This window comes from Microbacterium sp. 2216-1, from assembly GCF_046507855.1.
GTDB lineage: Bacteria > Actinomycetota > Actinomycetes > Actinomycetales > Microbacteriaceae > Microbacterium > Microbacterium esteraromaticum_C.
In genome coordinates this window covers 34,595-46,722 of the sequence record NZ_JBKFTM010000003.1, presented here as the reverse complement: position 1 = coordinate 46,722, position 12,128 = coordinate 34,595, and the positions used below count along the sequence as shown (strand labels likewise).

Below are 12,128 nucleotides of genomic sequence, written 5' to 3'. Positions count from 1 at the left end.
GTCGTGCCCGGCCGATAGGCTGGGTGCATGACGCGCACCCTGATTCTGCTCCGGCACGGCCAGAGCGAATGGAACAAGCTTAACCTGTTCACCGGATGGGTGGACGTTCGCCTGACCGAGCAGGGCAAAGAAGAGGCCCGCCGTGGTGGCGAGCTGCTGGCCGAAGCCGGGCTGCTGCCCGACGTGCTGCACACGTCGCTGCTGAGCCGCGCGATCCAGACCGCGAACATCGCCCTGGATGCCGCCGATCGGCTGTGGATTCCGGTGACCCGCTCGTGGCGCCTCAACGAGCGTCACTACGGCGCGCTGCAGGGCAAGGACAAGGCGCAGACGCTCGAAGAGTTCGGCCCCGAGCAGTTCCAGCTCTGGCGCCGCTCGTTCGACGTGCCGCCGCCGCTGCTCGACGACGACAGCGAGTTCAGCCAGGTGCACGACGCGCGCTACGCGGGCATCGACGGCGACGTGCCGCGCACCGAGTCGCTCAAGCTCGTCATCGACCGCCTGCTGCCGTACTGGGAGGACGCGATCGTCCCCGACCTCGAAGCCGGCAAGACGGTGCTCGTCACCGCGCATGGCAACTCGCTGCGCGGTCTGGTCAAGCACCTCGACGGAATCAGCGACGACGACATCGCCGAGCTGAACATTCCCACCGGCATCCCGCTGGTGTACGAACTCGATGAGAACAACGTGCCGACCGGACCGGCTCGCTACCTCGACCCTGAGGCCGCTGCGGCCGGTGCCGCGGCTGTCGCCGCGCAGGGCAAGAAGTAATCCCGATACGTCGAAGCCCCTCTGAGTCCTGGGCGGATTCAGAGGGGCTTCGTCGTATCGAACAGCGGATGCCGCGGATCAGGCCTCCGGTGCGTCCTCGTCAGGGGCCGAGAGCTGCGCCTCGACGGCGAGAGCGATGTCCTCTTCTTCGACCGCCCAGTCGCCGGTTGCGAGGTAGACGACCTTCTTGGCCACGGCGACCGCGTGGTCGGCGAAGCGCTCGTGGTAACGGCTCGCGAGGGTGGCGTCGACGGTGGCCTCGGCCTCACCCTTCCAGTTGTCGCTGAGCACCTTGTCGAAGACGTGTGCGTGCAGCTCGTCCACGTCATCGTCGGCGTTGCGGATCGCGTCGGCGAAGCGCAGGTCCTGCGTGCGCAGCAGGTCGGCGAGCGTGCGAGCGATTTCGACATCGAGCTCTCCCATGCGGCGGAAGGTGCCCTTGAGGCCCTTCGGCACGGCGCGCTCGGGGAAGCGCAGGCGGGCGAGCTGAGCGATGTGCTCGGCCATGTCGCCCATGCGCTCGAGCGATGCGCTCACGCGCAGCGCGGTTATCACGATGCGCAGGTCGCGGGCGACCGGCTGCTGGCGCGCCAGGATCTCGATGGCTTGCTCGTCGAGCGCGACGGCGAGTTCGTCGATCTTGGCGTCGTCGGCGATGACCTCATCAGCCAGTGCGACGTCGCTCTCGGCGAACGAGGTGGTCGCCTTCTCGATGGCGATCGTGACGAGGTCGGCGATCTCGGTGAGCTTCGCCTGCAGGTCCTCGAGGGACTGGTGGAACACTTGGCGCATGTCGCGCAACCTTTCGTCGGGGACTCGGCACGGTGAGTGCGCGGGCACGGGTGCCTGAGGGGCACGCTCGCGCGAGGTCGACACGATTGTGTTCGCCGAAGGTTAACGAACGGTGCCCGGAATGTGAATACTAGCCTTCCCGCCGCATGACGGCGCGCTGAACGGCAGGCAAAGCCGCGCGATCCCCGTACGCTGGAGCCATGGATTCGCCCCAGCTCGCGCTGTTCGCACTCGCCATCGGCGCGATCATCGGGGCCGGTACCGTGCTGCTGGTCGTCTGGGCCTACCGCGTCCGGGCACTGGCCGCACAAGAGACCTCCACCGCGGTGCCCGCTGGCGTGGCCGAGGTTCTGCGGGGCATGGATGATCCGGCCTGCGTGCTCAACGCTTCGGGTGTGGTTGTCGCGATGTCCCATGCCGCCGAGCGGTTCGGGATCCGTCCGGGGGCCGTGCTCGACAACGCCGATCTGCGCCGGCTCGTGCGCAATGCGCGTGATGACGGGGACACCGTGGCCGACACGTTGCGTCTCGCCGTGGGCGGAAGCCTCGACCCGCGCCTGGTGTCGGCGCGGTCGAGTCGCATCGGCGCGCAGCTGACCCTCTTGATCATCCGCGATGTCACCGAGCGGGAGCGCCTCGAGCAGATGCGCACCGATTTCGTCGCCAACACCAGCCATGAGCTCAAGACGCCGGTCGCTTCGGTCAGCCTTCTTGCCGAAGCCATCGAGTCGGCGGCCGACGACCCGCACCAGGTGCGTGTGTTCGCCAAGCGGATCGCAGCCGAAGCCGGTCGCCTCGGTCAGCTCACCGGTCGCATCCTGAGCCTGGCCAGACTGCAGGCCGCCGAGACTCTGGCGCAGGTCCGGCCGATCTCGATCGATGAGGTTGTCGCGGCCTCGGTCGAGGCACACCTGGTGCAGGCCGATTCGGCGGGGGTGACGCTGACTCGTGGCGGCGAGCGGGGCGCATGGGTGCGTGGTGACGCACAGGTGCTCGTCGAGGCCGTCGGCAACCTGATCGCGAACGCCATCGTCTACTCGCCCAAGGGCTCGAGCGTCGGAATCGGCGTCAAGGTCGTCGACGACATCGTCGAGATCGCCGTCGCAGATCAGGGAATCGGTATCGCGGAAGCGGATGCTGAGCGCATCTTCGAGCGCTTCTACCGCGCCGACGAAGCCCGCTCGCGACGCACCGGGGGCACCGGGCTCGGGCTGTCGATCGTCAAGCACGCGACACAGCGGCACGGAGGCGAGGTGCGGCTGTGGTCGCGGCCGGGCCGGGGATCGACCTTCACGATCCGCCTGCCGCGGATCGAGGCGCCGGACACCGGCAAGAAGAAGACCAAGAAGAGCAAGAAGAAGCGCACGGACAAGAGCGCCGCGAAGGCTGTTGCGGCACGAAACGGAGAGAACGCATGACCCGGATCCTGCTGGTCGAGGACGAACCCGACCTGGCTGACCCGCTCGCCTACCTGCTGCGCAGAGAGGGCTACGAGGTCGAGATCTGCGAGGACGGTCCCGGCGCGCTGAATGCGTTCCGCGAGCGGGGTGCCGACGTGATCCTGCTCGATCTGATGTTGCCGGGAATGCCGGGTACAGAGGTGTGCCGCCAGGTGCGGCAGAGTTCGTCGGTGCCGATCATCATGCTCACGGCCAAGGATTCGGAGGTCGACATCGTCGTCGGGCTCGAGCTCGGGGCTGACGACTACATCACCAAGCCGTACTCATCGCGCGAGCTGCTGGCCCGCATGCGTGCCGTGCTGCGCCGCGTGGTGCAGCCGGAGGCGGAGCTCGACGAGCGCGTGCTCGAAGGCGGACGCGTCGTGCTCGACATCGACCGGCACACGGTCGCCGTGGACGGCGACGAGATCAGCATGCCGCTGAAGGAGTTCGAGCTGCTCGAGGTGCTGATGCGCAACTCTGGTCGTGTGCTCACCCGCGGGCAGCTCATCGACCGGGTCTGGGGGAGTGACTACTTCGGCGACACCAAGACTCTTGATGTGCACATCAAGCGCATCCGCTCCCGCATCGAGAAGAACCCGGGTGACCCGGTGATGCTGGTGACGGTGCGCGGTCTCGGCTACCGCTTCGAGGGCACAGCCGGCTGAGTACGTCGCCCTGGCACTCATGCAGAAGAGGCCGATCCCTTCGGGATCGGCCTCTTCTGTGGTTCGCGCGGAGCGCGGAAGTCACTCGCCGGCGCTGGGCACCAGGTCGGAGTACTCGGCCAGGGTGCCGTCGAGCACCGGAATCTCGGTGGCTGCGGCCTCGCCGTTTCCAGAGACGAAGAGCGCCTCGACGTTGGAACCGGGCATGACGTTCAGGCCGTCGATCGGCAGCGGGTCTTTGTCAGCGCCGAGGCTGACGGAGTCGCCCGCGGGAACCCGCACAGTCAGCATGGTGCCGGCGATGTCGATGTTCACCCGTCCGCTCTTGTCGCCGGTGTTCACGAACGCGGCGACGAGGTTGCCGGTCGAGCCGTCTTCGGTGGCGATGACCATTGCGTTGCGGACGACGATGTCGCCGCCGGTCGCGTCCACGTTGACGCCGTCGGACGGCGAGTAGTCGATGGTCGTGGCCTGGTTCGTCATGAACGTGCAGCCAGTGGTGCCGAGCGCGACGACGGCGCCCAAAGCGACAGCGGCGACGAGACGCGAGGCGATGGACGCAGCAGAGCGCGAGTTCACGGATCCTCCTGAGATGCGACGGGTGTCGAGGATCAGTCTAGTGGGTCGTGCGCCGCGGTTCAGGACCTGACCGCCGGATCGGTTTGCGCACGTCGGCGCGAACTCTAGTACATAGTCGCTGTGGTATCCTGGAGATTGCCGAAAGGACACGTTTTTATGCTTTTTGAGGTTGGCGAAACCGTCGTCTATCCGCACCACGGAGCCGCAACGATCATCGAGGTCAAGGACCGCGTGATCAAGGGCGAGACGAAGAAGTACCTGAAGCTCAATGTCACTCAGGGTGACCTGATCATCGAGGTTCCCGCTGAGAACGTCGACCTCGTCGGCGTGCGTGACGTGATCGGCCAGGAGGGCCTCGACCACGTGTTCGAGGTGCTGCGTGCCCCGTTCACTGAAGAGCCCACGAACTGGTCCCGCCGCTACAAGGCGAACCTCGAGAAGCTGGCGTCGGGGGACGTCATCAAGGTCAGCGAGGTCGTGCGCGACCTGTGGCGCCGCGATCAGGACCGCGGCCTGTCGGCCGGCGAGAAGCGGATGCTGGCGAAGGCTCGCCAGATCCTCGTCTCGGAGCTGGCCCTCGCCGAGAAGATCGACGAGGACAAGGCGGGCGCTCTGCTCGACGAGGTGCTCGCCTCGTGATGTGAGACCGACCGGAGTCGGAAAGAGGACGGATGCCATGGGCATCCGTCCTCTTCGCGTCTGTGGCCTGCGGCGGGGCGGGTAACGTGTGAGCGTGACTGTGCACAGCTCTCCTCGCACCGCGATCATCGTCGTCGCAGCAGGCTCCGGCACGCGACTCGACGCCGGCGCGCCGAAGGCGCTGGTCGCGCTCGATGGACGCTCGATCTTGCGGCACGCACTCGATGGCGTGTTTGCGGCGCAGCCGGCACAGGTGATCGTCGTCGCACCGGCCGGTCACGAGCAGACCGCGGCGGACGCACTGGCGGATGCCAATCGCGATCGAGGCTGGCGGGCGACTGTCGTGACGGGCGGTGAGACGCGCCAGCAGTCGGTCGCCGCCGGGATCGCGGCCCTTGACCGTACGGTTGAGACGGTGCTCGTGCACGACGCTGCCCGCGCTCTCACGCCCGCCGCTCAGATCGACGCGGTCGTGGCCGCGGTGTCGGATGCGGGGATCATCCCGGCACTGGCAGTGATCGACACGCTCAAACAGGTCGACGGCGATGTCATCGTGGGTGGAGTCGATCGGTCGGTGCTCGCGGCCGCTCAGACTCCTCAGGGTTTTCCGCGCGCGGCCCTCGAATCCGCCTATGCGCACGCCGAGGCGGATGGCATCGACTACACCGACGATGCCGCATTGTTCGCCGCGGCCGGGGGCGCTGTGCAGCGCATCGCCGGCTCGGCACGCGCTTTCAAGATCACCACACCCGCCGATCTGGAGAGGGCACGAATGCTGCTCGCCGACACCCCCGCGAACCCCTCGTTGCCCCGGGTGGGCGTCGGCACCGATGTGCACGCCTTCGGTGGTGACGGCAACCTCTGGCTGGCCGGTCTGGAGTGGCCGGGAGAACAGCCGTTGTCCGGGCACTCCGACGGCGACGCCGTGGCGCACGCCATCGTCGATGCGCTGCTCGGCGCCGCGGGACTCGGTGACATCGGCCAGCACTTCGGCACCGCGCACCCCGAGTACGCCGGCGCGCACGCCGACGTGTTCCTCGCCCGTACCGCCGAGATGCTCGCTGAGGCGGGCTTCGCGATCGGCAACGTGTCCGTGCAGTTCCAGGGCAACCGCCCCCGCTTCAGCGCACGACGCCCCGAGGCGGAAGCCACGCTGTCGACCGCGCTCGGCGGGGCGCCGGTGAGTGTCGCGGCCACCACCACCGACGGCCTGGGGTTCACGGGCCGTGGCGAGGGCATCGCGGTGACGGCCGTCGCGCTGGTCGTGCCGACCCGCTGACAGCATCCGTTCTGCGGAGTTCTGCGCAACGTCGGACGCCTCCGACCAAAGTGTCCGAAGAGCTGCAGAAGTCCGATCGACGGCTGTGCTCCAGGTGCGCCCCGGTACGCTAGGGAGGTGACTCTCCGGCTCCATGACACCCGCGCGCAGCAGCTGCGCGATTTCGTTCCGCTCGATGCCTCGAACGTGACGATCTACGTGTGTGGACCCACCGTGCAGTCCGGCCCCCACATCGGTCACGTCCGCGCAGCTCTCAGCTTCGATCTGCTGCGCCGCTGGCTGGAGTACCGGTACGGCCGGGTGACCTTCGTGCGCAACGTCACCGACATCGACGACAAGGTGCTCGCGAACGCTACCGATGACGAGCCGTGGTGGGCGCTGGCCTACCGCATGGAGCAGGAGTTCTCGGACGCGTACGCCGCGATCGGCATCCTGCCGCCGACCTACGAACCGCGCGCGACCGGTTTCATCCCGCAGATGCACGAGCTGATCGCGACGCTCATCGAGCGCGGTCACGCGTACCCGGCATCCGACGGATCAGGCGACGTGTACTTCGACGTGCGCTCCTGGCCCGCCTACGGCGAGCTCACACGTCAGCGCATCGACGACATGGAGGCAGCTGCCGACGCCGACCCGCGCGGCAAGCGCAACCCTCAGGATTTCGCCCTCTGGAAGGGCGCCAAAGCCGATGAGCAGTCGGATGCCACCTGGGCATCGCCCTGGGGCGCCGGACGCCCCGGATGGCACATCGAGTGCTCGGCGATGGCGCGCCGGTACCTCGGCGCCGAGTTCGACATCCATGGCGGCGGACTCGACCTGCGCTTCCCTCACCACGAGAACGAGCTCGCCCAGTCGACCGCGGCCGGTGACGGATTCGCCCGCTACTGGGTGCACAACGGCCTGGTAAACGTCGACGGCCAGAAGATGTCGAAGTCGCTCGGCAACTTCACCCTGGCATCCGACGTGCTCGCGAAGCACGATCCGCTGGTCGTCCGCTACGCACTCGCCGCCGCGCACTACCGCTCGAGCCTCGACCTGTCGGAATCATCTTTTGCGGAAGCCGAGGCCGCACTCGGGCGCGTCGAAGGCTTCCGCGAGCGGTACGCACGTGCCGTCAGCGGTGCGGGTGAGCAGGGGCCGATCTTCGCAGGCGGAGGTTTCTTCGCCGTTGCGCCGAAGATCCCGGCGCAGTTCGTAGCCGCGATGGATGACGACCTCGGCGTACCGCAAGCGCTCGCCGTGCTGCACGAGACAGTGCGAGCCGGCAACTCCGCGCTCGACGTCGGCGACCGCGATGCCGCGGCGCGGGCATTCGCGGCCGTCTCAGGGATGACCGACGTGCTGGGCCTGGCGCCAACGGCATCCACCACCGGCGACGACGGCGCGACGGCATCCGCGCTCGACACACTGGTGCAGACGATGATCACGCAGCGCGCGCAGGCGCGCGCAGACAAGGACTGGGCCGCAGCCGATCGCATCCGCGATGCGATTGCGGCGGCAGGAATCACTCTGGAGGACACTCCGGACGGAACACATTGGAGTATCGATGGCTAAGCCTCAGCGCCCCGGAGCGGGCAACAGCAAGAAGAAGGGTGCCACCAAGGGCACCGGAGGGCACAGCCGCAAGGCGCTCGAGGGCCGCGGGCCCACGCCCAAGGCCGAGGACCGCGCCTGGCACGTCGCCGGAAAGCGCAAGGCGGCTCAGGAGCGTTTCGCCGCTGCCGGCGGTAAGGGGCGACCCGGAGGCAAGCCGCAGCGCAGCGACGTGAACCGTCAGGCGCGCGCGAAGTCCTCCGATGACACCGAGACGGTCACCGGCCGCAACTCGGTGCTCGAGGCGCTGCGCACCAAGATTCCCGCGACCACGCTCTACATCGCCCAGCGCGTCGAGATGGACGACCGGGTCAAAGAGATGCTCGCGATCGCCCGTCACCGAGAGATCCCCGTCCTCGAGGTCACCCGGCAGGAGCTCGACCGCATGGCAGGGTTCGACGGCGTGCACCAGGGCGTCGCACTGAAGGTGCCGCCGTACGAGTATGCGCACCCGCAGGACCTGCTCGAGCAGGTCATCGATCGCGGTCAGACGCCGCTGTTCATCGCGCTGGACGGCATCACCGACCCCCGCAACCTCGGCGCGATCATCCGTTCGACCGCGGCGTTCGGCGGCCACGGCATCATCCTGCCGCAGCGTCGCTCGGCGAGCGTCAACTCGGCTGCGTGGAAGACCAGCGCCGGTGCGGCCGCGCGTCTGCCCGTCGCTCTCGCCGCGAACCTGACCACGCAGCTCAAGGAGTTCAAGAAGCAGGGCGTGTTCGTGCTGGGCCTGGACGGCGGGGGAGACGTGGCGCTGCCCGCGCTCGAGCTCGCCGACCGTCCGGTCGTCATCGTCGTCGGCTCCGAGGGCAAGGGCCTTTCGCGCCTGGTCACCGAGACGTGCGATCAGATCGTGTCGATCCCGATCTCGGCCGCGACCGAGTCGTTGAACGCCGGCATCGCCGCATCCGTCGCCCTGTACCAGGTGTCGACCATCCGCGCCGCGGAATGACGGAGACCGTTCGACGCTTGTATTGAGTGCCGCCCGCAGCGGGCGGCACTCAATACGCACCGCATCGGAGAGGCCCCACATGGCTCGCATCGTCGTCATCGGAGGAACCGGCTACGCCGGATCGCACATCGTCCGTGAGGGGGTGCGTCGAGGACACGAGATCGTGTCGGTCTCGCGATCGATACCGGATGCCCCTGTCGACGGCGTCCGCTATGCGCGGGGCTCCGTGCTTGACCCGGCCGCGCTGGGCAACGTCTTCGACGGAGCGGATGCCGTGGTCTCGGCGCTCTCGCCGCGGGGCGACATGCAGGATGCCGTGCTCGACGCGCTCGAGGGGCTCTCCGCCAGCCTGACCGGCACAGGTACGCGCCTGGGCGTCGTCGGTGGAGCGGGCGGCAGCCTGGTCGCTCCTGGCGGGCCGCGGCTCTTCGATCAGGGTTTCCCGGACGAGTACAAGCACGAGGCGCAGGTCGGCATCGACTCGCTCGACCTGCTGCAGCGCTCGGACGAGAATCTGGACTGGTTCTTCATCCACCCCGCTGAGGTGTTCGGGCCGTGGGCAGAAGGTGAGCGCACCGGACGCTACCGCGACGGCGGCGACGTCGTCGTGCGCGCCGAGGACGGCACGTCCACGGTCTCGGGCGCCGACTTCGCGATCGCCGTCATCGACGAGATCGAGACGCCGAAGCACCACCGGGGGCGGTTCACCGTCGGGTACTAGCGCAGAGCCCGCCTAGACCAGGTCGCGCCAGTTGATCGCCGCGGTCTCGGGTGAGACGGCGACAGCGCCGGTCACCACCGGGAGTCCCATGGTCTCGGTGGGTGGGCCCATGATCGTGGCCTCGTCGCGGCGGTGCCGCAGCACCTCGTTGATGTAGCTGGTCAGCACCTCGGCGAGGGGCACGGACCGTCCCTGCGCCTGCGACAGGTACCAGCGGTGTTCGAGCACCTGGTGATACACCTCAGCGGGCTCGAGCTTGGCACGCAGGTCGTAGGGGATCGCGCGCACCACCGGCTCGAAGACTCGCGTGAGCCACTCGTGGGCGTACATCTCCTCGTCTGCGAGGTGCTTCTTCGACCGCACCCGGAACTCATCGAGGTCATTGAGCAGTCGGCGCGCCTGGTTCTCCTCGACGTCCAGCCCGGTCAGGCGCAGCAGGCGACGCTGGTGGTGACCGGCATCCACCACCTTCGGCTGGATCCGCACCGACGTACCGTCGGGAGTGGCCACCATCGACATCTCGTCGATGTCGAAGCCGAGGGCGTTCAGCTTCTCGACCCGCTCTGTGATCCGCCAGGTCTCTCCGACCGAGAACGACTCCTCGTCGGTCAACGCCGCCCACAGCGATCGGTACGACGAGACGATGCCGTCGGCGATCTCGAGCGCATCCATGCCGTGCTCGAGTCGACCGCCCGCGGCGAGATCCATGATCTCGCCCGCGATGTTCGTGCGGGCGAGATCCAGGTCGTACGCACGCTGACCGTCGGTAAGGCCCTCTTCGTGCAGCTCTCCGGTTTCGGCATCCACCAGATAGGCGGCGAACGCGCCGGCATCGCGGCGGAACAGGGTGTTCGAGAGCGAGACATCGCCCCAGTAGAAGCCCACGTTGTGCAGGCGCACCAGAAGCAGCGCGAGCGCATCGACCAGACGCGTGGCCGTGTCGGGACGCAGCAGCTGCGTGAACAGCGAACGGTACGGCATCGAGAACCGCAGGTGCGACGTGACCAGCGCGGCGGGGAGCGGCTTGCCATCGGCATCCGTGCGTCCCGCGATCACGGCGACGCGACTCACGCACGGCACATCGAGCTTGGCGAGGCTGCCCAGCATCTCGTACTCGCGACGCGCCATCTCGTCGGTGGTCTCCTTGACCGCCACGACTTTGCCCGAAAGGTCGGCGAAGCGCACCAGATGGCGTGAGAGACCCTTGGGGAGCGAGACGATGTGCTCGGACGGCCACTTCCCGAGCGGCGTCGACCACGGTAGCGACAGCAGGCCGGGGTCGACCGTGCTGGCGGTGATGCGCAAGGATTCGGTCGTGTTCATGCATCCTCCGATGCCGATCTCTCGACGTGGCCGCCGGGACGACGACGGCGCGGGCGACCCGGAGGTCGGCCCGCGCCGTCGGATGTGGGATGTCAGGCCGAGAGGACCGGCTGCTCGTTGAGACGCTCACCCGTCTCGATGTCGAACAAGTGCACGTGACCCGGGATGGGGGCGAGCACCACGGTGTCGCCGGCCATCGGGTGACGACGGCCGTCGACGCGTGCGACCAGGTCGGTGCGCTTGCCGTTGATCTCGGTGTGGCCGTAGAGGTATCCGTCGGCGCCGAGCTCCTCGACGAGGTCGACCGTGACGGTCAGGCCGAGGCCGTCCTCGGGAGCGACGATGATGTCTTCGGGGCGGATGCCGACCGTGACGCTGGAACCGTGCGCCTTGGTGACGGCTGCCGTCTCGGTGGCGACCGACTTGGTGCCGAACTGCACGCCGCCCTCGGTGAGGGGGACCTCGAAGAGGTTCATGGCGGGCGAGCCGATGAAGCCGGCGACGAAGACGTTGCTCGGGGTCTCGTACAGGTCGCGCGGCGTGCCGACCTGCTGCAGGAGGCCGTCCTTCAGCACGGCGATGCGGTCACCCATCGTGAGCGCCTCGGTCTGGTCGTGCGTCACGTAGACGGTGGTGACGCCCAGGCGGCGCTGGAGCGATGCGATCTGGGTGCGGGTCTGCACACGCAGCTTCGCGTCGAGGTTCGACAGCGGCTCGTCCATGAGGAACACCTGCGGCTGGCGGACGATGGCGCGGCCCATGGCGACGCGCTGACGCTGGCCACCCGAGAGTGCCTTCGGCTTGCGGTTGAGGTACTCCTCGAGGTCGAGCAGCTTGGCTGCTTCGAGAACGCGAGCAGCACGCTCTTCCTTGCCGACGCCGGCGATCTTGAGCGCGAAGCCCATGTTCTCGGCGACCGTCATGTGCGGGTACAGTGCGTAGTTCTGGAAGACCATGGCGATGTCGCGGTCCTTCGGCGGCACATCGGTGACGTCACGGTCGCCGATCAGGATGCGGCCGCCGTTGACCTCTTCGAGGCCGGCGAGCATGCGCAGCGACGTGGACTTTCCGCAACCGGAGGGGCCGACAAGAACGAGGAACTCGCCATCGGCGATCTCGATGTTCAGCTTGTCGACCGCGGGGCGCGTGCCGCCCGGGTAGAGGCGGGTGGCGTTGTCAAAGGTCACAGTTGCCATTGCGTTTCTCCTTCACCGGCAGGTACGTGCCGGACGATCCGTCGTGATGGAAGCGGTGGGCACCTGCCCGCCGTGACCCGTCATCGGGTCGAGATCAGTATGGCATGCGGTGGCGCATCTGGGTATTTCTCAGGCTGCCTGGTTAACATCGAACCCGACGCCGCATTTCTTCGCGG

General features: G+C 67.9%; 12 protein-coding genes. 8 read left to right on the top strand and 4 right to left on the bottom strand.

The annotated features are described in order from the left end of the window. Positions 1–27 precede the first annotated feature (27 nt). Positions 28–771 (top strand): phosphoglyceromutase, encoded by a 744-nt coding sequence (locus ACLD0U_RS10240; protein ID WP_179410194.1) that lies wholly within the window; start codon positions 28–30, stop codon positions 769–771. Between the two features lie 78 nt (positions 772–849). Here ACLD0U_RS10240 and phoU read toward each other — a convergent pair whose 3' ends face one another. After that, positions 850–1,563, bottom strand: a complete 714-nt coding sequence (gene phoU, locus ACLD0U_RS10235; protein ID WP_410340572.1) for a phosphate signaling complex protein PhoU — start codon at positions 1,561–1,563, stop codon at positions 850–852. 200 nt (positions 1,564–1,763) lie between these two features. Here phoU and ACLD0U_RS10230 point away from each other — a divergent pair, with 200 nt between their 5' ends. Together ACLD0U_RS10230 and ACLD0U_RS10225 are read left to right on the top strand one after the other, a co-directional pair. Continuing rightward, complete coding sequence (locus ACLD0U_RS10230; protein WP_206551585.1) at positions 1,764–2,981, top strand: sensor histidine kinase; 1,218 nt, start codon at positions 1,764–1,766, stop codon at positions 2,979–2,981. Further along, complete coding sequence (locus tag ACLD0U_RS10225; RefSeq protein ID WP_206551586.1) at positions 2,978–3,670, top strand: response regulator transcription factor; 693 nt, start codon at positions 2,978–2,980, stop codon at positions 3,668–3,670. The genes ACLD0U_RS10230 and ACLD0U_RS10225 overlap by 4 nt, the downstream gene beginning before the upstream one ends. Before the next feature lie 81 nt (positions 3,671–3,751). Here the strand turns inward: ACLD0U_RS10225 and ACLD0U_RS10220 are convergent, their stop codons facing one another. Further along, complete coding sequence (locus tag ACLD0U_RS10220; protein WP_410340571.1) at positions 3,752–4,249, bottom strand: DNA modification methylase; 498 nt, start codon at positions 4,247–4,249, stop codon at positions 3,752–3,754. A gap of 156 nt (positions 4,250–4,405) precedes the next feature. On the opposite strand from ACLD0U_RS10220, the gene ACLD0U_RS10215 reads away from it, so the two are divergent. From ACLD0U_RS10215 to ACLD0U_RS10195, 5 genes are all read left to right on the top strand, one after another. After that, positions 4,406–4,888: a CarD family transcriptional regulator gene (locus ACLD0U_RS10215; RefSeq protein ID WP_179410198.1), complete on the top strand. Its 483-nt coding sequence runs from the start codon at positions 4,406–4,408 to the stop codon at positions 4,886–4,888. A 94-nt stretch (positions 4,889–4,982) separates the two neighbouring features. Beyond that, entirely contained in the window at positions 4,983–6,167 is a 1,185-nt protein-coding gene (gene ispD, locus ACLD0U_RS10210) for a 2-C-methyl-D-erythritol 4-phosphate cytidylyltransferase (protein WP_410340570.1), read from the top strand. 117 nt (positions 6,168–6,284) lie between these two features. After that, positions 6,285–7,721: a cysteine--tRNA ligase gene (gene cysS / locus ACLD0U_RS10205; RefSeq protein WP_410340569.1), complete on the top strand. Its 1,437-nt coding sequence runs from the start codon at positions 6,285–6,287 to the stop codon at positions 7,719–7,721. Beyond that, complete coding sequence (rlmB, locus tag ACLD0U_RS10200) at positions 7,714–8,712, top strand: 23S rRNA (guanosine(2251)-2'-O)-methyltransferase RlmB (protein WP_410340568.1); 999 nt, start codon at positions 7,714–7,716, stop codon at positions 8,710–8,712. Before cysS ends, rlmB begins: the two co-directional genes overlap by 8 nt. A gap of 79 nt (positions 8,713–8,791) precedes the next feature. Further along, positions 8,792–9,433, top strand: coding sequence for an NAD(P)-dependent oxidoreductase (locus ACLD0U_RS10195; protein ID WP_410340567.1), 642 nt, complete (start codon positions 8,792–8,794; stop codon positions 9,431–9,433). Positions 9,434–9,445: 12 nt separating this feature from the next. On the opposite strand, the gene ACLD0U_RS10190 is transcribed toward ACLD0U_RS10195, so the two are convergent. Then, positions 9,446–10,756 carry a DUF4032 domain-containing protein gene (locus ACLD0U_RS10190; RefSeq protein WP_179410203.1) on the bottom strand — a complete coding sequence of 437 codons (1,311 nt, stop codon included), beginning with the start codon at positions 10,754–10,756 and terminating at the stop codon, positions 9,446–9,448. Positions 10,757–10,848: 92 nt separating this feature from the next. Then, entirely contained in the window at positions 10,849–11,952 is a 1,104-nt protein-coding gene (locus ACLD0U_RS10185; RefSeq protein WP_206551592.1) for an ABC transporter ATP-binding protein, read from the bottom strand. Positions 11,953–12,128: the final 176 nt, after the last annotated feature.